Genomic DNA, 23,277 nt, shown 5'->3' on the forward strand with positions numbered 1-23,277 from the left:
GGGCCCGCCCGCGGCGATCCCGGAACAGGCCGCAACGGCCAGGCGCCAAATCAACCCCTGAACTGCAACGTTAGGATGATTCCCAGCTCCGGGAAGACATCGAAGCTACCCACCGGTAACATAGAATCCCTACCCCTACTGGCGGGTAACTTGGACCGTACTATGATGCGACCTGGGACGAGCGGCACCGCGTCGCTTCGTGAACGAAAGGCCACAGCATGAGCCCCATATCTTTGACGTTGGGCATCATCTCCATTCTGGTCGGTGTCCCCGCGTGGATCGGGTTCGGCCTCGCCATCCGGAAGATGGCTCGGACGATCATGCTCGGGCAGCCCGCCCCCGACCGGTTCACTCCGTTCGTGCCGCGGTTCGCCACCATGATCAAAGAGTTCGCCGCGCACACGCGCATGGTGAAGTTCCGGACCGTAGGCTGGGCGCACTGGCTCGTCATGGTCGGCTTCATGCTCGGCTTCGTCACGGTCTTCCAGGCGCAGGGGCAGATCTTCAGCCCCACGTTCACCTGGCCGCTGGTCGGTAACACCTTCGTCTACCACCTGCTCGACGAACTGCTCGCCCTCGGCACCATCATCGGTGCGATCGTGCTGATCGTCATCCGTCAGCTGAACCACCCCCGCGTGCCCGCACGGCAGTCGCGCTTCTCCGGCTCCAACTTCTTCGCCGCCTACTTCGTCGAGCTCATCGTGCTCGTCGAGGGCATCAGCATGCTCGGCGCGAAGTCCCTCGTCCTGGCCTACACCGGCGAATCCCACGCCAGCAGCGACTTCGTCAGCATGCACATCGCCTCGGTGCTGCCCGCCAGCGCGGAAGCGGTGTCGGTTTTCGCCTTCTTCAAGCTGATGGCCGCGCTGGTCTGGGTCGTCGTCGTGAGCCGCAACGTCAACTGGGGCGTCGCCTGGCACCGTTTCGCCGCGTTCCCCAACATCTACTTCAAGCGTGAGGCCGACGGCGGCGTCGCCCTCGGCGCAGCCAAGCCGATGATGTCGGACGGCAAGGTCCTGACCATCGAGAACGTCGACCCCGACACCGACATCCTCGGCGCGGGCAAGATGGAGGACTTCTCCTGGAAGGGCTGGCTGGACTTCACCACCTGCACCGAGTGTGGCCGCTGCCAGTCGCAGTGCCCCGCCTGGAACACCGGTAAGCCGCTCTCGCCCAAGCTGCTCATCATGTCGCTGCGCGACCACGGTTACGCCAAGGCGCCCTACCTGCTGGCCGGCGGCCGCAAGGACATGGGCGGCGACGAGATCGGTCTGGTCGACGCCGAAGGCAAGCCCGACGAGGCCAAGCTCGCCGCGATCGCCGAGGAAGCCCGCACCGAGGCAGAGCGCCCGCTCGTCGGCGGCGAGGACGTGCACGGTGTGATCGACCCCGAGGTGCTGTGGAGCTGCACCACCTGTGGTGCCTGCGTGGAGCAGTGCCCCGTCGACATCGAGCACGTCGACCACATCATCGACATGCGCCGCTACCAGGTGCTGATCGAGTCGGAGTTCCCCTCCGAGCTGGCCGGTCTGTTCAAGAACCTCGAGAACAAGGGCAACCCGTGGGGCCAGAACTCCAAGGACCGCCTGAACTGGATCAAGGAAGTCGACTTCGACATCCCGGTCTTCGGTAAGGACGCCGACAGCTTCGACGGCTACGAGTACCTGTTCTGGGTCGGTTGCGCCGGCGCCTACGAGGACCGCGCCAAGAAGACCACCAAGGCCGTCGCCGAGCTCCTCGCCACCGCGGGCACCAAGTTCATGGTGCTCGGCGCCGAGGAGACCTGCACCGGTGACTCGGCTCGCCGCGCGGGCAACGAGTTCCTGTTCCAGCAGCTCGCGATGCAGAACATCGAGGTCATCAACTCGGTGTTCGAGGGTGTCGAGCAGTCCAAGAAGAAGATCGTCGTCACCTGTGCGCACTGCTTCAACGCGCTCAACAACGAGTACCCGCAGGTCGGTGGCACCTACGAGGTCGTGCACCACACCCAGCTGCTGAACCGCCTGGTGCGGCAGAAGAAGCTGGTTCCGGTGGCCACGGTGTCGCAGAACATCACCTACCACGACCCCTGCTACCTGGGTCGCCACAACAAGATCTACAACGCGCCGCGTGAGCTGATGGAAGCCTCCGGTTCGACCCTGGTCGAGATGCCGCGCCACGGCGAACGTTCCATGTGCTGTGGTGCCGGTGGCGCCCGCATGTGGATGGAGGAGCAGCTCGGTAAGCGCATCAACGTCGACCGTGTCGACGAGGCGCTGTCCACCAACCCGACCAAGATCGCCACGGGTTGCCCGTTCTGCCGCGTCATGCTCAACGACGGCGTCACCGCGCGTCAGGAGCAGGGCCAGGGTGAGGGCGTCGAGGTGGTCGACGTGTCGCAGCTGATGCTCGACTCGATCACCCGCATCGATGCCGCCGAGCTGTCGGCCAACCTGCTCGTCGTCCAGGAGCCGAAGGCCGAACCCGAGCCGGAGCCCGAAGCCGAGCCCGAGCCGGTCGCCGAGGCTCCCGCCGAAGCAGCCCCCAAGGCCGCACCGGCTGGTGGCGGACTCGGCATGAAGGGCGCTGCCAAGGCCCCCGGTGGTGGCCTGGGTATGAAGGGTGCCGCGAAGGCTCCCGGTGGCGGTCTCGGCATGAAGGGTGCCGCCAAGGCGCCCGGCGCGAAGGCCCCTGCCGCCGAAGCGGAGTCGGCCCCGGCCGCGCCCGCCAAGGGTCTCGGTATGAAGGGCGGGGCGAAGGCGCCCGGTGGCGGACTCGGTATGAAGGGCGGCGCGAAGGCTCCGGGTGCGAAGGCGCCCGCTGCCGAAGCTCCGGCCGCCGAATCGGCCCCCGAGACCACCGCTCCCCCGGTCAAGGGTCTCGGTATGAAGGGTGGCGCCAAGGCACCCGGTGGCGGACTCGGCATGAAGGGCGGTGCGAAGGCGCCCGGCGCCAAGGCTCCTGCCGCCCCGGCCGCCGATGCGGCTGCTGATGCGGCTCCGGCCGCGGAAGCTCCCGCCGAAGCTGCTGCCACGGAGACCAAGCCCACGGTCGCCGCCAAGGGCCTCGCGATGAAGTCCGGCTTCAAGCGCCCCGGCCCCAAGGCTCCGGGCGCCCCGAAGCCCGCGGAATCGGCAGCGGCCCCCGCCGAGCCGGCCGCGGACCCCTCGACCGAGTCCGCAGCGACTCCCGAAGCCCCTGCTGCCGAATCGGTTTCGGCCCCCACTGAAACCAAGCCGACCGTCGCCGCCAAGGGCCTCGCCATGAAGTCCGGCTTCAAGCGCCCCGGCCCCAAGGCCCCCGGCGCCCCGAAGCCCGCGGAACCGGCAGCGGCCCCCGCCGAACCGGAAGCCCCGGCTGAGCCCACCGCCCAGGAAGACACGGCCTCCGAGCCCACACCTTCCAACGGCAACGGCACCCCACCGGTGGCCCCGCCGACCGCCAAGCCCGGCGGCCTCGGCTTCAAGTCCGGAGCAAAGGCTCCCGGCCGCAAGAACTGACAACTGAACACCCAGTGAGGCGCGGATTCCAAGAATCCGCGCCTCACTGCTGTTTACGGGGCACTGCCAGGCCCTGATATCATCGAAGTGAGAGTTTTGATATCTGGAGGTTGCTGTATGTCCCGAACCTTGATCGACATCGACGACCATGCCTTGAGCCTGGCCGCAGAAGAGTTGGGGACGAAGACCAAGGTGGCGACGGTCAACGCCGCACTACGCGAGGTCGCGAACCGACGTGCCGTGGCGAAGATGCTCCAGCATCTGCGTGATACCGGCACCGACTTGTCACCGGAGGGAATGCAGGGGGCCTGGCGCTGAGGACGATGTTCATGCTGGCGGACAAGTCCGCCTTCGAGTGGGTCCTCCGGGACCCCGCAGCGGCAGCGGATTTCCACGCTGCCACAAGCACGCCGGGAGCACTTGTCGCGGCATGCCATCTCACCGCCCTCGAGATCGGGTATTCGGCGCGAACGTTGTCCGATTACAACGAACGGATCGGCCTGCAGAAGTCGCTGGTATGGCTGCCGGTCACCGAGGAAGTAATGGATCGCGCACTTGCCGTGCAAGGTCTGCTGGCCGAACGTGGTGCACATCGAATTCCTATCCCCGACTTGATCATCGCAGCGACAGCGGAGGTCCACGGAGCGATCGTGATGCATGTGGACAACGACTATCAGACGATCGCCGAGGTAACAGGTCAGCCGCATCACCGGCTGTCGACCAGTTGAGTCAGCAGTCGGCGAACCAGGCCTTGACGTAGCCCGCGGATTGGTAGACATAGTCCCAGGCCCAGCGGGCGGGCGATAGGTGGGGTTGTGGGTCGACGAAGAGGAGTTCGCCGGGCCAGCATTCGCCGAGGATGTAGCGGGCGCGGGAGACGTGGGGTGTGAAGGTGATGACGATGACGCGATCCCAGTCGGCACCGAGACGGGCGAGGGCGCGGCCTTCGCGAGTGTGGTCCGCGGACTCGGATCGAAACAGATCACCTCGAACGAGTAACCCCCGTGGCAGATCCGATTCACCATCGCACTGCGCTCATACGGATCCGATATCAACACCCGCGGCGCGAATCCCTCTGCGGCCAACCGCAACCCGACCTCTTCACGCCCGTCATGCGCCCCACCGAGCACCAGAATCGCATCCGCACGCCGCGGCTCATCCGTCTGCGGCCGCCCGTACACCGGCCACAGCACCACCCCGAACAACACCACGGCGACCACACAACCCACCACCACTTTGCGGCGCATCCGCCGATGGTAGGCCCCCATCCGGTCACCGAGCCCGGCTGACCCCGCCTCGAGCAACATCGACCGAGCACCCACCCGACCGAGGCAACACCACTGGCCGAGCGGCCGGATCCCGGATAGGTTGTGCCACAGGATCAAACATCGTGCTGAACAACAGCATTGGTGACACCGGGGGGAATCCGTGGGAACAGAGCTGCGCGGCATACAAAACCGCGAAGCAACACCAGCCGCGATCGAAGAGCTTGCGGCACAACACAACCTGGGTGCGCTGCGTGAGGTCTTCGGCCCGTATCAACGCTGGGTATTCACCCGCCTGAACAACGCCCGCCTCTACGTCTACGAGGACGGTCTGGCCTTCACCGGCGACCACCCACCCACCGCCTTCGCCTGGCGCTCGACCTCGGTCTGGAACTACAACCGCTCCATCAACGGCGGTCTCACCGACAGCAGATGGGTGCTCGTCGGAGACGACCGCCGCGCGTTCGCGATCGGTCGCGGCGCCCACGTCACCACCCCGCGCCTCGAGGGTCGACGCGTCACCGATATCCAGCGCGGCGCCCCGTTCGTCTTCGAAGGCGTGTGGGGACCCGAGGTGCAGGCAGGCATCGCCCGCACCCAGCTCCCCGATGCCTGGGCCGACCTACAGCGCGGCAAGACGCTGGACTTCCACAAGATCGCGATCAGCGCCACCGAGCTGCAGGTGGGCTCGAAGTCACGGGCCTGGTCCGACCTTGTGAAAGCGACCGCGGCCGACGGCATGCTCTGGTGCTACACCCGCTCTCGAAAGTCCATCCCCCTGATCGGACTGGACGAGATCCGCAACCTCGGCTTGGTCATGACCCTCATCAAGCTCCTGGCCGAGCACCACAAACCGAGCTAGCCACTGCTCGATGCACGCCCACGAACCGAACCATGCACACAGCAGCGACATATCACCGCAGGTAGAAGCCCCATACAACGGCGGGACGAACTCACGTTCCCCCCTGTACACCAGATGTTGCGCCCGCCCTTGCCTCGCTGACGCGGCGTAGCCACGCGCGCCGCTTACCAACGAGAGTATGCGATGCACAGTCTTCGGAACGGGGTACCTGGGGGCCACGCACGCAGCGTGTATGGCCGAGCTGGGGCACGATGTGGTCGGGGTCGATGTCGACCCCGGCAAGGTGGCCAAACTGGCCGACGGGGTGGTGCCGTTCTACGAACCGGGGCTCGACGAGGTGCTGCAACGCAACCTCGCGGCGGGCAGGCTGCGGTTCACCACCGACTACGAGGACGCGGCCGCGCACGCCGATGTCCACTTCCTCGGTGTCGGCACACCGCAGAAGAAGGGCGAGTACGGCGCCGACCTGAAGTACGTGCACGCCGTGGTCGACACCCTCGTCCCGATGCTGGAACGTCCGGCGATGATCGTCGGCAAGTCGACCGTCCCGGTGGGAACCGCTGCCGCCCTCGGCATCCGGGCTCGCGCACTCACCGACATCGACGTGGAGGTGGCCTGGAACCCCGAGTTCCTGCGTGAGGGCTTCGCAGTGCAGGACACCTTGCGTCCCGACCGCCTCGTCCTCGGCCTCGACCGCACCCGCGAGCGCGCCGATTGGGTCGAACAACACATTCGCGACATCTACGCCGATCTCATCGATGCCGAAATCCCTTTCCTGCTCACCGATTTGGCCACCGCGGAATTGGTGAAAGTTTCGGCGAATGCCTTTCTGGCCACAAAGATTTCGTTCATCAACGCTGTTTCCGAAGTCTGTGAGGCAACGGGCGCCGATGTCACGATGCTCGCCGATGCGCTCGGTTACGACGCACGCATCGGCCGTCGATTCCTCAATGCCGGGCTGGGTTTCGGCGGCGGCTGCTTACCGAAGGACATTCGCGCTTTCATGGCCCGCTCGGGCGAACTCGGCGCCGATCATGCGGTCGCATTCTTGCGCGAGGTCGACAACATCAATATGCGCCGCCGCACCAAAGTGGTCGACATGGCCGCCCGCGCCTGCGGCGGCTCCCTGCTCGGCGCGAACGTCGCCGTCCTCGGCGCGGCGTTCAAGCCGGAGTCCGATGACGTGCGCGATTCGCCCGCGCTCAACGTGGCCGGGATGATCCAGCTGCACGGCGCCGTGGTCACCGTGTACGACCCGAAAGCGGTGGAGAATTCGCGTCGCGTCTTCCCCACTCTGAACTACGCGACATCCGTCGCCGAGGCGTGTGATCGCGCCGATGTAGTTCTGGTCCTTACCGAATGGAATGAATTCACGGATTTGACGCCCGCCGATCTGGAACCGGTGGTACGTTCCCGCTCGATCATCGATGGTCGCAATTGTCTGGATCGTCACGCCTGGCGTGATGCCGGGTGGGTGTACGCCGGACTCGGCACCCCGTAGAGTTACGGCGGGCGGGGGCTGGCAGGTTGTGCAGGCTCCGCATGTCGTGCAACGAGATGGGCAGCTGATGAGTGCGGTTTTGGGAGTTTCCGTCGGAGCGGCGACGGTGCGCCTGGCGCGCCCGCAGCCCGGTGGCGCACCGAATTCCTTTCAGGTGCATACCCTTCCGGTCCCCGAACAACACGCGGAAGAATCGGCGGCCGACGCGATCGCCGCCACCCTCGCCGCGGGCCCCGAGGTCGCGGCGACCACCGTCACCTTCCGCAGCGAACCGCAGGCTCGTGCCATCCGCGCCGCCATGGCCCGCAGGCAGCTCACCAACTACCAGCTGATTCCCGAAGCCGTTGCCGCCGTGCATTTCGCGCACGCCACCGCCGACCTGCGTGAAGTTTCCACGCTGGCCGTCTACGACCTGGGCAGTTCCGGTCTCACGGTGAGCGTGGTCGACGCGCGAACCAGTGATGTGCGCCAGTGTGAACGCATCAGCGACATCAGCGGTGACTACCTCGATTCGCTGATCCGCGAGCAGCAGATCGCGTCGGGCCGCATCGCCCACCCCGCCGATCCGGCCGGCCTGGCCGCGCTCGACGCGTTGTGCCGGGCGGCCAAGGAGCAGCTGTCGAGCAGCAATGCGGTGGCGTTGCCGAGCGAGCAGGGGCTGGTGCTGCTCACCCAGGAGAACTTCGAAGCGCTGATGATGCTGGCGATCGAGTCGTCGGCGCGGATGACCCGCGATGTCATCATCCGGGCCCAGCACCCGGTGCAGGCGGTGCTGGTGATCGGTGGCGGGGCCCGGATTCCGCTGATCGCGCGGGTGCTCGAGCGCACGATCGGGGTGCCGGTGATGGTCCCGCTCGAGCCGGAGACCGCGTTGGCGCGCGGTGCCGCGCTGCTGGCCAGGCCCGCGCAGGTCGCACAGGCGCCGGTCGCGGCGCCGATCGCACCCATCGAGCAGCTCGACGAGGTGACGCCCGCCTGGCTCACCGCCCCGACCCGTGGCAGGCGCCCGCTCGCCGCCCTGACCGGTCGCGGGCACAATCGCCGGGAGTTGAACGGCGCGGTGCTCACGGTCAGTTCGCTGGCGGTGGTCGCGGCGATCGGTATCGGCCTCGGCTACGGCCCCGAAGTGCTCGAGAGCGGTAATTCCAGCGACGGTTCGCAGGCAGTACCGGCCAGTTCGACGCCGCGCCCGACCGTACCGACCACGGCGCCGCCGTCTACCACCGAAGCGGTGCACGGCACAGTGGCGGCTCCGCCCGTCCAGCTGCCGCCGAATACCCCGACGGAGGAACCGGCACCGACGCAGGGCCCCAACACCTTCACCGTGATGCCGGGCCTGCCGCCGATCATCGTGCCGACGTTGCCGCCGGTGGTGCTGCCCGGTATGCCGCCGCCCGGGCGGTAGTTCAGTTCCTGGCGTGCCGGGCGCGTGGCGGCGCGACGGTCGCCTTCTGCGCCCCGAAGGGCCGGGCGAGCAGCACCGCGATGCCGGTGGTCAACGGGACCGACAGGGCGAGGGCGATACCGCCGACCGCGGATCGGGTGATCTCGATGGCGACGGCGTCACCGGTGAGCACGTCGGTGATGGATCGCCCTGCCACGCTGAACAACAGCAGCAGCGGTAGCGCGCCACCGGCGTAGGCGAGCACGAGGGTGTAGACGGTGCTGGCGATGTGGTCGCGTCCCACGCGCATGGCGGCGGTGAAGATCTCGCGCCGCGAGGCCCCTTCGTCGAGGGCGGCGAGTTCGAACGCGGCCGAGGCCTGGGTGATGGTGACGTCGTTGAGCACGCCGAGCGAGCCGATGATGAATCCCGCGAGCAGCAGCCCGGTGATGCTGACGTGCTGGATGTAGGTGGCCACATTGGTGTTCTGTTCTTCGGACAGCCCGGTGAGGTGGGTGACCTTCAACGTCAGCCACGACAACCCCGCCGCCACGAGCATCGATGCCAGCGTGCCGAGCAAGGCCGAACTGGTCCGCAGATTCAGTCCGTGCGCGAGGTAGAGCACCACGTAGAGGATGAGCGCTCCCGACACGAGCGCGACCGGGATCGCCGGTTTTCCGTCGAGCAGCGCGGGCAGCAGGAAGATCACCACGACGCCGAAGGCGAAACACAACCCGACGAGCGCCCGGAAGCCACGCCACCGCGCGACGATGCAGATCACCGCGACGAACGCGATCACGATCAATGTCAGCGGCAACCCGCGCGAGTAGTCCTCGAACCCGTAGATGGTCCCGCCGCTCGGGTCGGCGGCCCGCACGATCCGGATCTCGTCGCCCACCCGCAGATCGGGCTGCCCCGGCCCCGGCGCGATTTCGAACAGCGTCTTCTTACCTTTGTCGGGCCCCGACCGGATGTCGATGATGCTGCGCTGACACGAGTACCCCACCTGCGGCTGCACCGGCTTGTCGGGAAACGCCTTCCCGTGCGAGGGACTCCCACACAGCCCCACCTCCTGCATGACGACAGTCCCCGCCTCGGTCTGCACCGCCCCACCGCTGACGGTCCCCATCGGCGCGGGAATATCGATCTCGGGCTTACTCGGCCACAACAGCGCGGTAGCAATCAACACCGCCACCCCGATAACCGCCAACAGCCCGACAACAACCTTGGCCGCGGTAGCCCCGATAGCGATGGGCCCCGAATGATCGTGGTGATGATGGTGATGATGATCGCTCACCCGAGAGAGCTTAAGGGAATCCGTTTTCAAGAACGACTCACGCAGCCGTAGAACGCAACCCCAGATCTCGCAAGAACATGGGTAACTCACCGGGCACGGGCTACCAGCACCAACAACGCAAGTCTGGCCGCCAACGCAAAGAAACCCCGCGCGTGAATCCGGCCCAAATTCGCGGGGAGGCGGAAAGGTACAGGGCGGCGGAGAGCAGGGGGTTGTCTCCGCCGCCCGTCAGGCAGGCGCCCAGGGGGGTAGGCGCTCGTACCTAGGGCTCTCGGTCGTCCAGGGGGGGTAGACGACCGGGCCGGGGCGCCGAAGCGCCGATGCCCACTGTACACAAAACTTGGACTTTTGCGCTAGTGCATCTTCAAAATCCCGAGATTTCCCAACCCCGAGTTGGTTTCAGCCGGTCTAACCCTATGCCGTCCCCGTCAAGGCCCCTGACACTGTGACACTCACTGTCGGTAACTGGACAAGAAGTTACCGAACCTTTCGATCGCCACGGCCAAGTCCCGTGCCCACGGCAATGTCACGATCCGCAGGTGATCGGTGGCGGGCCAGTTGAAGCCCGTGCCCTGCACCATGAGGATCTTCTCTTGTAACAACAGATCGAGCACAAGCTTCCCGTCGTCGTGGATCTCGTGCACATTCGGATCCAGACGGGGGAAGGCGTACAGCGCGCCACGCGGCTTCACACACGACACGCCGGGGATCATGTTCAGCCGCTCCCACGCCACATCGCGCTGCTCGAGCAACCGCCCGCCAGGCAGGATCAGGTCCTCGATGCTCTGATGGCCGCCCAGCGCTACCTGAATAGCGTGCTGAGCGGGCACATTCGGGCACAGCCGGGACGAGGCGAGCAGATCGATCCCCTCGAGGAACCCGGCCGCGTGGTCCTTGGGCCCGGTGATCGCCAGCCAGCCCGAGCGGTACCCGGCCACCCGATAAGCCTTGGACAGGCCGTTGAACGTCAGGCACAGCAGGTCCGGAGCCAGCGAGGCCAGCGAGATGTGCTTGGCGTCGTCGTAGAGGATCTTGTCGTAGATCTCGTCGGCGAGCAGCAGCAACCGATGCTTGCGCGCCAGGTCGACGATCTGCTGCAGCACCTCCGCCGAGTACACCGCGCCCGTCGGGTTGTTCGGGTTGATCACCAGCAGCGCCTTGGTGCGGTCGGTGATCTTCGATTCGATATCGGCGATATCGGGCTGCCAGCCGTTCTCCTCGTCGCACAGGTAGTGCACCGGGGTGCCGCCGGCGAGGCTGGTCATGGCGGTCCACAGCGGGTAGTCCGGCGCCGGGATCAGCACCTCGTCGCCGTTGTCGAGCAGCGCCTGCATGGTGACGGTGATCAGCTCCGACACGCCGTTGCCCAGGTAGACGTCGTCCACGTCGAGCTCAGGGAAGCCCGGCACCAGCTCGTAGCGGGTGACGATCGCGCGTCGCGCCGACAGAATCCCCTTGGACTCGGAGTACCCCTGCGCGTACGGCAGCGCCGCGATCATGTCGCGCATGATCACATCGGGCGCCTCGAACCCGAACGGGGCCGGGTTGCCGATGTTGAGCTTGAGGATGCGATGGCCCTCGGCCTCCAGGCGTGCTGCCTGCGCGTGTACCGGCCCACGGATCTCGTAGACCACGTCCTGCAGTTTCTTCGACTGCTCGAGGACGCGCGGGGCGACATGCGGATGCTGTGGACTCACCCACCCCATGTTAGGGATGGTTGCCGACAACATTCACAGCCGGGGTTTGCCCGCCTGAGCCGCCGTTTCCAGGCAGAACTCCTCGATGCGCTCGTCGAGCCCGCGCGCTTCGACCGCATTGCGGTAGTTAGGGGCGGCGATTCGGCGGCGCAGACCGACCAGCCGTTCGCCCAGCTGAGCGATGCGCCGGTCCTCCGGGAGGCCGAGCACCGGACGCAGGGCGTCGGCCGCGCCGTCGATACTCCCGTTGATGAGGTGCGCGGCCGCATTGTCGACGCGCGCCAGCGACTCGGCACCGTAGGAGCGCTGCAGCGGCGGCCCGCTCGAGTACAGCGCGATCGCGCGTTCGGTGGCCGCGAGCGCCTGCTCGGCGCGGCCGAGCTGGATGCAGGTGGCGCCCGCGTAATAGGCGGCCTTGGCCGTCGGGAAGCCGAACACCCCGCCGATCTCGTCGTGCAGCTCCTCGCGCCGGTCCGGATCGACCGACTCGGCCGCGCGCAGGCATCGGTCGGTCTCGGAGTCGTTGCCCAGCCGCGCCCACACCCGTGCCTCGATATTGAGCAATCGCACACGCGCCAGCCCACCCGGTGCGAATTCCTGTCCACCACGGGCTAATTGGACGGCGTTGCATGGACGGTCCGACCAGTTCTCGATCAGCGCGTGCATGCCGCGCGTCCAGGCCCGTAACCCGTTGTGCCCGCTGAGTTCGGCGTAAGCCCAAGCGGCCCTGATCTGTTCGCCCGCGGCATCGAGATAGCCGAGGTCGGTGCTCGCGTTGGCGAGCAAGCCGGACAGCGTGCCCGCCAGTAAATACAGGTGCGAGGTGTCCACCGGCTTCTGCTGTCCGTCGAGCAGTCGGTACACCCGCCGCCGCACCCGCAACATCTCCACCATCATGGGAGCCGGTGCGGCATAGACGTATTCGGTGGCGATCCGTCGCACGTCGGCATCGAGCTGGGCCAACGTGGTCGGTCCGACATTGGTGCTCTCCGCGGCGGCCGCGTGTTCGCTGGCCTCGTGCGCAGCCGCCATGATCAACTCCCTCTCCGACATCAACTCGGGCACAGCGCTTTTGCTTACCCCCGCGTCGACGAAGGCGAGCAGGTCGGTCTCGCCCGCCGGGGCGAGCAGCGCCGTGAATCTGGCGCGGACCACCTCGTCGGAGCGGGCCAGCGACGTATCGAGTGCCGCCTGGTTCACCGGTCGCGGCTTCACCCGCGCCCCACCGGCTTCCCATTTCGACACCAGCCGTTCGTGCACGCCCAGATGAGCCGCGAACTCCCGGATGCTCATTCGTTTGGCATCGCGAAGAGCTCTGGCCTCTCTACCCGTCCACTCCCCGACCACGACGTCACCTCATCCGATGGACAACACCTTCCAGAGTACGAGCGCGACAGTGAGACACACCACATGTTCGCCGAATCGGTTGCCTGAGGCAGCGAAAGGGCGGTGCGGGGCAGTGGTCACCGACCGCCGTGAGGGGCGATCCTGGAGGGGTGGAAGCCAGGACTGTCGATGACTGGGTGCGTTGCTACCAGCGCGAATTCGGGCTGCCCGTGCGCGAGCGTGGTGGCTTCGTGATGTTGCCGATCACCGATCGGCTGTGTGTGGTCCATCTGCCGACCGCGCGTGCCGAGAAGGTGTTCGCGGTGCTACACGAGCAACGAACGGAGGGCCCGGTGCTCGCCCGTCAGATCCGCTGGAGCGTGCTCGCCACACCCGATGCCAGACCCACCGACGATCTCGCCGCCGAACTGTCGGGCCTCGATATCGACGTACCGGGCATCGGCAGCGCCGTGATGCTGCCGACCAGCCTCGGCCGCTGGAGCCGCGAGGGCTGTCACTGGGTGCGCCCGCCGTGCCCCGGCGACGTGTTCCCGCCGCTCACGAAGGTGCTGCGGATCGCTCTGGAAGTCGGTCCTCAGCGCGTCTCGACCGCGTTGAGCGAATCGGGCGACAGGGGAAAATTCAGGTACGACCGCGACGGCGTCGGCCCCCGCTGACCCTGATACTTCGACCCGGCCGCCGCACTCCCGTACGGATGCTCGGCCGGGCTCGTCAACCGGATCAGGCACAACTGCCCGATCTTCATCCCCGGCCACAGGGTGATCGGCAGGTTCGCCACATTCGACAGCTCGAGCGTGATGTGCCCGCTGAACCCCGGGTCGATGAACCCCGCCGTCGAATGCGTGAGCAACCCGAGCCTGCCCAGACTCGACTTGCCCTCCAACCGCCCGGCCAGGTCGTCGGGCAAAGTGCACATCTCCAGTGTCGACCCGAGCACGAACTCCCCCGGATGCAGCACGAACGGCTCCCCCGGCTTCGGCTCGACCAGACTGGTCAGCTCGTCCTGCTGCTGGGCCGGATCGATATGGGTGTACCGGCTGTTGTCGAACACCCGGAACAGGCCGTCGAGCCGAACATCGATACTCGACGGCTGGACCATCGACTCGAGCATCGGCTCGACCCCGAGCCGCCCAGCGGCGATCTCGGCGCGAATGTCACGATCGGAGAGCAGCACCGGCCCAGTTTAAGCAGGTGACGCCCCCACCACCCGACCGAGCCCCCGAAGACTTGCATCCCCGCACGCCAGTTCTGATAGAGTCGCGATCGCACAACTGCCGATGTAGTTCAATGGTAGAACTCCTGCTTCCCAAGCAGGTAGCGCGGGTTCGATTCCCGTCATCGGCTCTCCCCGCCTCCCCGCGAACTCAGGCCAGCCCTGGACGCGGGGAGGCTTTTTTGTGCCGCCCTCGCCACGCGAGCGCCGCGAGCAAGCCAGGGAACACGCCCCAGACGGTGATCAGCACGAGCCAGAACACCGGTGGCTGCGCGACCGGGCCGGGCTCGGGGTGCTCGTAGCTCGGCAGCCTGAAAACTCCCGAGTACCAAACGAGCCAGAGTGCGAAATCGGCGGCGAACAACAAACAACCGCCGAAGATCGCCCACCTCCACCCACTCGCGGCACCGACGACCAACGCCACACCCGCGAAAACCGCGACGACCACCTTGGTGACGAGCAGGGCATGACTACCCGCCGAAACCTCCTCGTCGGGCATACCTTCGACCATCAGCAGGAACGAGTAGACCAACACCAGAACAGCAGCGACACAGGCCCCGAGCCCGGAGAAGACGCGCGCCCAGACGCTCGATGACGACATGACGGCATGGTAATCGTACGGATCTGCCTACTGCACACCCTGATCCAGCAAAATCAGCGACCCCTACCATCCGATCGGCGCGGTAGCAGCAAGGCCGGAATCAATGCGAGCGCGATCATGACCGGAGCGATCAGGTAGGTGTGCTGGAACGCTTCGGCCAGGGCGGGAGCGAGCTCGGCGCGCTGGACCGGAGCCATGTCGTGCAGGGCTTGCAAGCCGCCGGTCACCGGGAGGAGTGCGCCGAGGGTCACCGAGGAGACCGCGGTGCCGACCGCAAGGGCGGTGGTGCTGATCATGTTCAGCACCGTCGATCCCGCAGGCTGGTCGGCGCGGCTCAGCGACCGGGTCGCGGTGGTCATGACCGGCATCATGGTGCCGCCGCCACCGGCGCCCATCAGCAGCATGCTCGCGCCGAGTGCCCAGTACGGCGCGTCCGCGTCCAGTTGGACGATGAACGACACGAAACCGATGAGCGCCACCGTGATCGACAGCGGTAGGTAGCGGCCGGGCGGAATCCGATCGATCAATCGGCCCGCCACCTGCATGGTGAGACCGGAGGCCAGCGCGAACGGGATACCCAGGGCGCCTGCCATCAGTGCCGATTCGCCACGGACCACTTGGAAATACAAGGGCAGCAACAGCATCGAACCGAAGTAGCCGGCTGCGAACAGCGCGAGCAGCAGCGCAGCAGGGCCGCTGATCCGGTTGCCGAGGACCCGCAGGTTCAGCAGCGGATCCTCGATGGTCAGGGACCGGCGGACGAAGGCGGCGATGAGCACGGCCCCAGCCAGCAGCGGGACGAGCACCGCGGGCGTGGCGAATCCGGCCTGCTCACCGGCCGCGGTCACCCCGTAGATCAGCAGGGCCAGGCCGGGCGACATCAACAGGAGTCCGGGTAGGTCGAGTGCGTGCCGCGGTTCCGGCACATCGTCGGGCACGATCCGGGCTGCCAGGACCAGCACCAGCACACCCATCGGCAGGTTGATGAAGAACATCCACCGCCACGACACCTCATCGATCAGGTAGCCGCCGATCACGGGACCGAGCAGCGGACCGACCAGAATGGCCAGACCAAGGGTGCTCATCAACCGGCCGAGCCCATCCGGCCCGGCCGCGCGCAGCAGGATCGTCATCGCGACCGGCATGAGCAGCCCGCCACTGGCGCCCTGCACGACCCGGAAAGCGATGAGCGACTCCATGTTCCAGGCCAGACCCGCCAGCACCGAACCGATCGCGAACGCGGCGACCGCGGTCAGGTACAGCCGTTTGGCGCCGAACCGGCCGACCAGCCACGCCGAGGCGGGCACCACGGCACCGAGCGCGAGCGAATAGCCGGTCGCCACCCACTGGATGGTGTTCAGGCCCGCGTCGAATTCCGCGGACAACGTGTTGATCGAGACATTGACGATGGTCTGGTCCAGCGTGGCCATGATGGTGCCGAGCACCAGCACCAGGGCGATCGTCATCGGGTTGCGAGCGACGACGGACGACGCGGCAGCCTTCGCGGTAGTGGTCACGGCCCTCACGCCCCGTACGGGTTGGCGGCACGGGCGGCACGCAGTGCCTCACCCCACCAGGTCAATTGCTTCAGCATCGCCTTGGTGGCGGTAACCGCGTCGGACGAATCGGCCAGCTCACCCGCGTCATCGAATCGACGCCACGGATTCGCGAAGCTGACAGTGTCGCGAATGGTGACCGCGTGCAGTTCGGCGAAGACCGGCCGCAGATGTTCCACCGCCCGCAGCCCACCGGAGATCCCACCGTAGGAAACGAATCCCACCGGCTTGGCCTGCCATTCGACATGATGTTCGTCGATCAGATTCTTCAGCGCACCCGGGTAGCTGTGGTTGTACTCCGGCGTCACCACCACGAAAGCGTCAGCACGGGTGAGCGTTTCGGTGGCCTCGGCCCGTGACGGGTGATCGGTGACCGCACCGAACGAGTGCGACAGTGCGACCTCCCGGGTATCGACGATCTCGACCTCGAGAGTGTCGTGGCGCCGCAGCCGACCGACAAACCAGTCCGCAATGGTCGTGCCGAACCGACCCTCCCGTGTACTGCCGATGACTACCGCAACCCGCAACGGAGCCGGGACCGCCCCGTCCTGCGACCCTTCGATATCGACGTGGTTGCTCATGAGGCCCCTCCTCTGGACTATCGCACCAGCCTTGGCGCTGCCCACAGCCTCCAACCTCAACCAAAATTCAGGTCAACCCCGTGTGATCGGGGCCATACCAACCACCCCGCCTTGCTCGGGTTGTCAGCCGCCCAGCTTCACGCACTCGGCGGCGATCTTCGCTTGGGCCGCACCCACTTTGGCCGCGTCTTCCTCGTTGAGCTCCTTGGCCTGGTCGCCGGCCTGGCCGTTGGCGACCATCACGCGCAGGCCGTCTTGGGACATGCCCGAGTCGAGGAAGACCTGGGCGGCGCAGTCGGCGAGCGATACGTCCTTGAGGCCCTTGTCCTGCAGGGATTTCGACAGTTCCGCCTGGGTTACCGCAGGCTCTTCGCTGCCGCAGGCCGACAGTGCCGGCAGCGCGATGAGCGCTGCGGCGATCAGACAGATCCGCACTCTGTGTGTCCTCCCGGTCGACACGCATCGGCCGATGCGTGGCCGAGTTGGATCATGCCCGAACGGCGGCGGATGGGCCACACCCCCGAACTGACTCACGAGTAAGATCGGGTCATGGGAGAGCACATCGATCTGCGGTTCGAGAACGCACGCGCTTATGTCACGCTGAATCGTCCGGCGAAACACAATGGACTGACTCTGGAAATGTTGCGTGACCTAGTCGCAGCGGCAGATGCGGTGTCCGGGCACAAGGAAATTCGCGCGGTCATCGTGACAGGTAACGGCCCGAGTTTCAGTAGCGGTCTGGATATCGCCGCCGCGACCCGCGACCCGATCGCCATTGTGCGCGAATTCCTGCCGCGACCGTGGCGGGGCACCAACACTTTTCAGGAAGCCTGCTGGGCATGGCGTCGCCTGGACGTCCCGGTGATCGCCGCGGTGCACGGCCGCTGCTTCGGCGGCGGACTGCAACTCGCCCTCGCCGCCGACTTCCGCATCGCCGCCCCGGCTGCCGAGTTCTCGGTGATGGAAGCCGCGCACGGCCTCATTCCCGACATGTCGGGCACCGCGTCGTTGTCGCAGCTCATCGGCATCGATCAGGCTCTGCTGCTCACCATGACCGCGGAGCGCGTCGACGCCGATCACGCCAGAAGGATCGGTCTGGTCACCGATATCGCCGACGATCCGGTGGCTGCGGCGGAGTCTCTCGCCGACCGGATCGCGGCCCGCGATCCACGCGCGGTCGCCGCCGCCAAGCGCCTGTTCGACCGCTCCTGGCACCGGCCCGCACGCGGCAGTTTCGCCGCGGAACGGGCTGCACAAATCCCTCTGCTGCTGCGTAAGGCGATTTTTCGCTGACGCGGACAAATAAACGCAACCTCAACTCTAGGCCGCGTCACAGTACTTTCTCGCGCTTCCGGCTGTTAGTTTCAGTTCACTAATCCGACGGAAAAAGTACACCCGATTCAACTGGGTGTGCTTATTCCCGTGTGCCCGGAGGCTGACGTGAACTCGCTCGCGATGACCGTATTGGCGGGGGCCACCGCATTGCTGCTCGTCGGGACGGCGCCCGCCGCGGCCGACCCGAACGCGATCAACCCGATCCCGGTCCTCAACGGCACCTACGGCCTGCCGATCCTGCACGGCCGGGCGCAGGCCGTGTTCCAGGTGACCGGCATGGCGAGCCCGAACGCCACGCACACCTACAACGTCCTCGGCACCGACCTGGGCATCATGTGGGACAACGGGCACGGCGAGATGCTCACCGCGTTCGGCGACACCGCGGGCGTCGGCCTGCCGAACCTGCTGCGCGACAGCAAGTGGGCGTGGCGCTCGAACTTCCTGGCCCGCAGTTTCAGCCGCAACCCGGCCGAGGGCATCCATTTCCACAGCGTGGTGCGCGACGGTGTCGGCCAGGCCCGCGAACTCGTCTTCAGCCCGAAGGACGGCGAGGAGATCAGCCGGATCCCCACGGCGGGCGTGTCGGTCGGCGGCGTGCAATACATGTCGTTGATGTCGGTGCGCAGCTGGGACGCGCCCGGCGAGTGGACCACGAACTATTCGGGGTTGGCCGCGTCGTCGGACAACGGCGAGACATGGGCAGACCTTGCCCATACGCGCAGGCCGAACGACCACGGCCACAACAAGTTCCAGATGAACGCCTTCCTGAAAGACGGCGGCTACGTCTACGAATTCGGCACCCCGCCGGGCCGCGACAACGAAGCCTTCCTCGCCCGCGTGCCCGAGGGCGAGATCGAGAATCTCGACGCCTACGAGTACTGGGACGGCGGCGGCTGGAAGCGCGGCGACGCGAACGCCGCGGCCCCCGTCATGGCCGGGGCAGCCGAACTGTCGGTGATGTACAACGAGCACCTCGGCCAGTTCGTCTCCCTCACCACCGACCCCGGCAACTCGGTGGTGCTGCGCCGCGCACCGTCACCGGAAGGCCCGTGGAGCCCGCCCGAGATCCTCATCGATGCCCGCGAACTCCCCACCGCCTACGCCCCGCAGATCTTCCCGTACCAGACCGGCCGCGACCTCTATTTCCTCACAACCGTCCACACCCAGTACAACGTCATCCTGATGCGCACACCCCTCTGACAGTTCGACCACCACAAGCAAGCACATGGGTAACTCACCGGGCACGGGCTAACATGACAGCGACACACCGCCAGCCGCGTCGCAACCGAGAACGCACCTGAGCCTGGCCAGAATTCGCGGGGAGGCGGAACAGCATGGACGCGGCGGAGTGGGACGCACGCTATGCCCGCAGCGAATTGGTCTGGGGCGCACCACCCAACAGCACGGTCGTCGAATACGTCCACGGCCTCGACCGAAGGCTGCCGCTGCAAGCCGACGGCACCGCCGCCCCGATGCGCGCCCTCGATCTGGCCTGCGGTGAAGGCCGCCACGCGCTGTGGCTGGCCACTCACGGCTGGCAGGTGCAGGCCGTCGACTTCGCCCAGGTGGGTATCGACAAGGGGCGAACGGTCGCCGCGCGCCTGTCGCGTTCGGTTCGTTCGCGCGTCGAGTGGACCTGCGCCGATATCACCGACCTCGACTCGGCGGGCGTCAGCGGTCCGTTCGAACTGATCCTGGTGGTCTTCGTCCACCTGCCACCGCAGGAGCGCCGCCCGCTCCTCCACCAACTCGCGTCGATGCTCGCCCCCGGCGGCATGCTGCTGGTCCTGGGCCACGCCACTCGCAATATCACCGACGGTTACGGCGGCCCCCAGGATCCGACGATCCTGTTCGCTCCCGACGACATCCGCGCCGACCTCGACGGCACCGGCGTCACCATCACCACCGCCCGCGAGGTGTTCCGCCCCACCGAGGGTGCCGATGCCATCGACGCCCTTGTCGTTGCCGAGTCAGTCGAACCGACCGCGTAGCTGCTCGGCGAAAGCCCTGGCCGAGGCCAGATCGTCCGCGCTCGGCCGCCCCTTGTTGAGCCCACCGACCAGCGCGAGCGGTCCCATCGTGTCGAGCCCACGGCAGGAGAACCCACCGACCAGCTCGAAACCTTTGTCTTCGAGCTGATCGCCGAGGTTGCGCAGGTACGGACGTACACGCAGCTCGGGCAGACCGCTGGTCGCGAAGATGAAGGCGTCGCGGTTCTGTCCGGCGGGCAGCGCGTCGACGAAGGTGCGCAGCCGGGCGTCGAGCGACATCCAATACACCCCCGACCCGAACCCGATCAGGTCGTAGTCACCCAGCTCGTCGGCGGTGATCTCGGCCGGATCAACCACTCGAGCGTCGAGCACCGAGCCGATGGCGTCGGCGACCTTCCTGGTATTGCCGAGCGCCTTGGACGTGCACACGATGAGCGCTTTCATTACTCCCCCTACCTGGTCCGATGTGCCGAAAGCCTAACTCCACCGGCCGAACCACGGTTGCACTGTCGCCGCGATCACGTCGAATCCCGTGCGGAACGAGTGAGGTTGCTTCGGAATGACGCGCACCTCGGCGGCATCGGCGGGATCGGGGATCCCGAACGGGTCGCTGCCACCATTGATGACGACCACCTGCGCGTCGCCCACCGACACCAGCTCGTCGCGCCGGGACTTCTCGGGCTTTCCGGGCGGATGCAACGGGAAAGACAGGGCGATCACCCCGCGCGCACCCAGTTCGACGGCAGTGCGGCACGCCACCCGCGCACCGTTGCTCCGGCCACCCTGCACGAGCGACACACCGGGGAATCGATCGCGCAACGCCGTGACGATCTCGACCCAGGCCTGGTCCTGGGTCACCGCATTGCCCGGCGCTCGCCGACCGGCAACCCGGTACGGCTGCACCACACGGGCTACCGCGGCACCGGCGGCGAGGGCCGAATCGCGCACGGTGAGAATGTCTTTCGCATCGACGCCGCCGCCCGATCCATGGGTCATCACCAGCAGAAATGCCGGGTCGGCCACCTCGTCCAGCTCGATCTCGGCCGGTCCGGCTGACGTCTCGATGCGCACACCTCACGGTAGCCCCGTGGTCGCCGCGAGCAACGTCTCGGCACGCGCGCATGTTTTTCACGTCACATTGCTGGCGAACCCCTTTGCCGAGAGCCTTACCCATCGGTAATATGGTCGATAAGTTACCCGCGAGTAGCATGCGGAAAACCGGACAGCTACCCGGTGGACGACCTGACGGGCGGGAACGGCACACAACCGACCGCACCAGAACTCAACGGAGAGTGAGTACTCACATGGGCCACTACAAGGCAAACGTTCGCGACCTCGAGTTCAACCTCTTCGAGGTTCTCGGCGTCGGCAAGGTGCTGGACGCGGGCGCCTTCGGCGACCTCGACACCGACACTGTCAAGGAAATGCTCTCCGAGGTCCGCCGCCTGGCCGAGGGCCCGCTGGCCGACTCGTTCGCCGACGCGGACCGCAACCCGCCGGTCTTCGACCCGAACACCCACACCGTCACCATCCCCGAGTCCTTCAAGAAGTCCTACAAGGCGCTCGAGGACGGCGAGTGGGTCAAGGTTCCGCTGCGCGAGGAGCTCGGTGGCCTCGGTGCCCCGTCCGTCATCGGCTGGGCCCTTGCCGAGATGGTGCTCGGCGCCAACCCGCCGATCCAGATGTACGCCGCAGGCGCGGGCTTCGCTCAGGTGTTCTACAACAACGGCACCGATGAGCAGAAGGAATGGGCGAAGAAGATCGCCGACCGCAACTGGGGCGCCACCATGGTGCTGACCGAGCCCGACGCGGGCTCCGACGTCGGCGCCGGCCGCACCAAGGCGATCAAGCAGGAGGACGGCTCCTGGCACATCGAGGGCGTGAAGCGCTTCATCACCTCGGCCGACTCCGACGACATGTTCGAGAACATCATGCACCTGGTGCTGGCCCGCCCCGAGGGCGCCGGTCCGGGCACCAAGGGCCTGTCGCTGTTCTACGTCCCGAAGACCCACTTCGACTTCGAGACCGAGACCTTCGGCGACCGCAACGGTGTGTTCGTCACCAACGTCGAGCACAAGATGGGCATCAAGGCCTCGGCCACCTGTGAGCTCACCTTCGGTGGCCACGGCGTCCCCGCCAAGGGCTGGCTGGTCGGCGAGGTGCACAACGGCATCGCCCAGATGTTCGACGTCATCGAGAACGCGCGAATGATGGTGGGCACCAAGGCCATCGCGACCCTGTCGACCGGTTACCTGAACGCGCTCGAGTACGCCAAGACCCGCGTGCAGGGTGCCGACCTCACCCAGATGACCGACAAGACCGCGCCGCGTGTGACCATCACCCACCACCCGGACGTGCGTCGCGCGCTGGCCATGCAGAAGGCCTACGCCGAGGGCCTGCGTGCCATCTACCTCTACACCGCCGCGCACCAGAACCCGGAGATCGCCGAGGCCGTCTCGGGTGCCGACAAGGACGTCGCGTTCCGCGTGAACGACCTGCTGCTCCCGATCGTCAAGGGTGTCGGTTCCGAGCGCGCCTACCAGTACCTGACCGATTCGCTGCAGACCTTCGGTGGCTCGGGCTTCCTGCAGGACTACCCGATCGAGCAGTACATCCGCGACGCGAAGATCGACTCGCTGTACGAGGGCACCACCGCCATCCAGGCGCAGGACTTCTTCTTCCGCAAGATCGCCCGCGACCGCGGTGTGGCCCTGGCCCACGTGGCCGGCCAGATCCAGAAGTTCCTGGACGCCGACAACGCCAACGAGCGCCTCAAGGGTGAGCGCAAGCTGCTCGCCACCGCGCTCGAGGACGTGCAGGCCATGGCCGCCACCCTGACCGGCCACCTGATGGGTGCCCAGGAGCAGCCGTCCGAGCTGTACAAGGTCGGCCTGGGTTCGGTCCGCTTCCTGATGGCCGTCGGCGACCTGTTCATCGGCTGGATGCTGCTGAACCAGGCCGAGATCGCCCTGGCCGCCCTCGACAGCGGCGCCACCGGCTCCGACGTGCCGTTCTACACCGGCAAGGTCGCCTCGGCGCAGTTCTTCGCCCGCAACGTCCTGCCGGAGCTGACCGCCACCCGCCAGATCCTCACCACGCTGGACAACGACATCATGGAGCTGGACGAAGCCGCCTTCTGAGGTTGACAGCTCGACCGAACGGCCCGGA

General features: G+C 66.7%; 21 protein-coding genes and 1 tRNA gene. 12 read left to right on the forward strand and 10 right to left on the reverse strand.

Features of this window, described 5'->3' with window-relative positions; translation table 11 throughout:
• Positions 1 to 218: 218 nt before the first annotated feature.
• From LDL21_RS21320 to LDL21_RS21345, 6 genes are all read left to right on the forward strand, one after another.
• Positions 219 to 3,479 carry a (Fe-S)-binding protein gene (locus LDL21_RS21320; protein WP_225281501.1) on the forward strand — a complete coding sequence of 1,087 codons (3,261 nt, stop codon included), beginning with the start codon at positions 219 to 221 and terminating at the stop codon, positions 3,477 to 3,479.
• Between the two features lie 117 nt (positions 3,480 to 3,596).
• Positions 3,597 to 3,797, forward strand: a complete 201-nt coding sequence (locus LDL21_RS21325) for a type II toxin-antitoxin system VapB family antitoxin (protein ID WP_225281502.1) — start codon at positions 3,597 to 3,599, stop codon at positions 3,795 to 3,797.
• Positions 3,798 to 3,808: 11 nt separating this feature from the next.
• Positions 3,809 to 4,207 carry a PIN domain nuclease gene (locus LDL21_RS21330; RefSeq protein ID WP_225281503.1) on the forward strand — a complete coding sequence of 133 codons (399 nt, stop codon included), beginning with the start codon at positions 3,809 to 3,811 and terminating at the stop codon, positions 4,205 to 4,207.
• A 700-nt stretch (positions 4,208 to 4,907) separates the two neighbouring features.
• The gene (locus LDL21_RS21335) at positions 4,908 to 5,606 is read left to right on the forward strand and encodes a hypothetical protein (RefSeq protein ID WP_225281504.1); all 699 of its coding nucleotides are present in this window, start codon (positions 4,908 to 4,910) and stop codon (positions 5,604 to 5,606) included.
• A 178-nt stretch (positions 5,607 to 5,784) separates the two neighbouring features.
• On the forward strand, positions 5,785 to 7,107 hold the full coding sequence (locus tag LDL21_RS21340; protein WP_225281505.1) for a UDP-glucose dehydrogenase family protein: 1,323 nt from the start codon (positions 5,785 to 5,787) through the stop codon (positions 7,105 to 7,107).
• A gap of 67 nt (positions 7,108 to 7,174) precedes the next feature.
• On the forward strand, positions 7,175 to 8,512 hold the full coding sequence (locus LDL21_RS21345; protein ID WP_225281506.1) for a DUF7159 family protein: 1,338 nt from the start codon (positions 7,175 to 7,177) through the stop codon (positions 8,510 to 8,512).
• A gap of 1 nt (position 8,513) precedes the next feature.
• Here LDL21_RS21345 and LDL21_RS21350 read toward each other — a convergent pair whose 3' ends face one another.
• The 3 genes from LDL21_RS21350 to LDL21_RS21360 all read right to left on the reverse strand — a co-directional run bounded on the left by LDL21_RS21350 (position 8,514) and on the right by LDL21_RS21360 (position 12,778).
• Positions 8,514 to 9,788 carry a YibE/F family protein gene (locus LDL21_RS21350; protein WP_225281507.1) on the reverse strand — a complete coding sequence of 425 codons (1,275 nt, stop codon included), beginning with the start codon at positions 9,786 to 9,788 and terminating at the stop codon, positions 8,514 to 8,516.
• Positions 9,789 to 10,240: 452 nt separating this feature from the next.
• Positions 10,241 to 11,494, reverse strand: coding sequence for a pyridoxal phosphate-dependent aminotransferase (locus LDL21_RS21355; protein ID WP_067643759.1), 1,254 nt, complete (start codon positions 11,492 to 11,494; stop codon positions 10,241 to 10,243).
• Positions 11,495 to 11,518: 24 nt separating this feature from the next.
• Complete coding sequence (locus tag LDL21_RS21360; protein WP_225281508.1) at positions 11,519 to 12,778, reverse strand: NsdA family TPR-like regulatory protein; 1,260 nt, start codon at positions 12,776 to 12,778, stop codon at positions 11,519 to 11,521.
• A gap of 203 nt (positions 12,779 to 12,981) precedes the next feature.
• Here LDL21_RS21360 and LDL21_RS21365 point away from each other — a divergent pair, with 203 nt between their 5' ends.
• A complete protein-coding gene (locus LDL21_RS21365) occupies positions 12,982 to 13,488 on the forward strand; it encodes a hypothetical protein (RefSeq protein ID WP_225281509.1) in 507 nt (168 codons plus the stop codon).
• Here the strand turns inward: LDL21_RS21365 and dcd are convergent.
• Positions 13,407 to 14,006, reverse strand: coding sequence for a dCTP deaminase (gene dcd / locus LDL21_RS21370; RefSeq protein WP_067497111.1), 600 nt, complete (start codon positions 14,004 to 14,006; stop codon positions 13,407 to 13,409). The two genes, LDL21_RS21365 and dcd, sit on opposite strands and share 82 nt — an antisense overlap.
• 99 nt (positions 14,007 to 14,105) lie before the next feature.
• Here dcd and LDL21_RS21375 point away from each other — a divergent pair.
• Positions 14,106 to 14,176: transfer RNA gene (locus LDL21_RS21375), tRNA-Gly, on the forward strand.
• Between the two features lie 20 nt (positions 14,177 to 14,196).
• Here the strand turns inward: LDL21_RS21375 and LDL21_RS21380 are convergent.
• From LDL21_RS21380 to LDL21_RS21395, 4 genes are all read right to left on the reverse strand, one after another.
• On the reverse strand, positions 14,197 to 14,646 hold the full coding sequence (locus LDL21_RS21380; RefSeq protein ID WP_225281510.1) for a hypothetical protein: 450 nt from the start codon (positions 14,644 to 14,646) through the stop codon (positions 14,197 to 14,199).
• Positions 14,647 to 14,699: 53 nt separating this feature from the next.
• Complete coding sequence (locus LDL21_RS21385; protein WP_225281511.1) at positions 14,700 to 16,163, reverse strand: DHA2 family efflux MFS transporter permease subunit; 1,464 nt, start codon at positions 16,161 to 16,163, stop codon at positions 14,700 to 14,702.
• A gap of 5 nt (positions 16,164 to 16,168) precedes the next feature.
• Positions 16,169 to 16,783, reverse strand: coding sequence for an NADPH-dependent FMN reductase (locus tag LDL21_RS21390; RefSeq protein WP_225281512.1), 615 nt, complete (start codon positions 16,781 to 16,783; stop codon positions 16,169 to 16,171).
• Between the two features lie 123 nt (positions 16,784 to 16,906).
• The gene (locus LDL21_RS21395) at positions 16,907 to 17,218 is read right to left on the reverse strand and encodes a hypothetical protein (RefSeq protein ID WP_067497116.1); all 312 of its coding nucleotides are present in this window, start codon (positions 17,216 to 17,218) and stop codon (positions 16,907 to 16,909) included.
• Between the two features lie 114 nt (positions 17,219 to 17,332).
• Between LDL21_RS21395 and LDL21_RS21400 the strand changes: the two genes are divergently transcribed.
• The 3 genes from LDL21_RS21400 to LDL21_RS21410 all read left to right on the forward strand — a co-directional run bounded on the left by LDL21_RS21400 (position 17,333) and on the right by LDL21_RS21410 (position 20,109).
• Positions 17,333 to 18,076 (forward strand): crotonase/enoyl-CoA hydratase family protein, encoded by a 744-nt coding sequence (locus LDL21_RS21400; protein ID WP_181698800.1) that lies wholly within the window; start codon positions 17,333 to 17,335, stop codon positions 18,074 to 18,076.
• 162 nt (positions 18,077 to 18,238) lie between these two features.
• Positions 18,239 to 19,318, forward strand: coding sequence for a glycoside hydrolase family 183 protein (locus tag LDL21_RS21405; protein WP_225281714.1), 1,080 nt, complete (start codon positions 18,239 to 18,241; stop codon positions 19,316 to 19,318).
• A 134-nt stretch (positions 19,319 to 19,452) separates the two neighbouring features.
• Positions 19,453 to 20,109, forward strand: coding sequence for a class I SAM-dependent methyltransferase (locus LDL21_RS21410; protein ID WP_225281513.1), 657 nt, complete (start codon positions 19,453 to 19,455; stop codon positions 20,107 to 20,109).
• On the opposite strand, the gene LDL21_RS21415 is transcribed toward LDL21_RS21410, so the two are convergent.
• Both LDL21_RS21415 and LDL21_RS21420 read right to left on the reverse strand, forming a co-directional pair.
• Positions 20,089 to 20,553 (reverse strand): flavodoxin family protein, encoded by a 465-nt coding sequence (locus tag LDL21_RS21415; RefSeq protein ID WP_225281514.1) that lies wholly within the window; start codon positions 20,551 to 20,553, stop codon positions 20,089 to 20,091. The two genes, LDL21_RS21410 and LDL21_RS21415, sit on opposite strands and share 21 nt — an antisense overlap.
• A gap of 33 nt (positions 20,554 to 20,586) precedes the next feature.
• Positions 20,587 to 21,180: an alpha/beta hydrolase family protein gene (locus tag LDL21_RS21420; RefSeq protein ID WP_225281515.1), complete on the reverse strand. Its 594-nt coding sequence runs from the start codon at positions 21,178 to 21,180 to the stop codon at positions 20,587 to 20,589.
• A gap of 233 nt (positions 21,181 to 21,413) precedes the next feature.
• Between LDL21_RS21420 and LDL21_RS21425 the strand changes: the two genes are divergently transcribed.
• Positions 21,414 to 23,249 carry an acyl-CoA dehydrogenase gene (locus LDL21_RS21425; RefSeq protein WP_225281715.1) on the forward strand — a complete coding sequence of 612 codons (1,836 nt, stop codon included), beginning with the start codon at positions 21,414 to 21,416 and terminating at the stop codon, positions 23,247 to 23,249.
• Positions 23,250 to 23,277: the final 28 nt, after the last annotated feature.

Origin of the sequence: Nocardia rosealba (genome assembly GCF_020216065.1) — a bacterium.
In the GTDB taxonomy this organism is placed as follows: Bacteria; Actinomycetota; Actinomycetes; order Mycobacteriales; family Mycobacteriaceae; genus Nocardia; species Nocardia rosealba.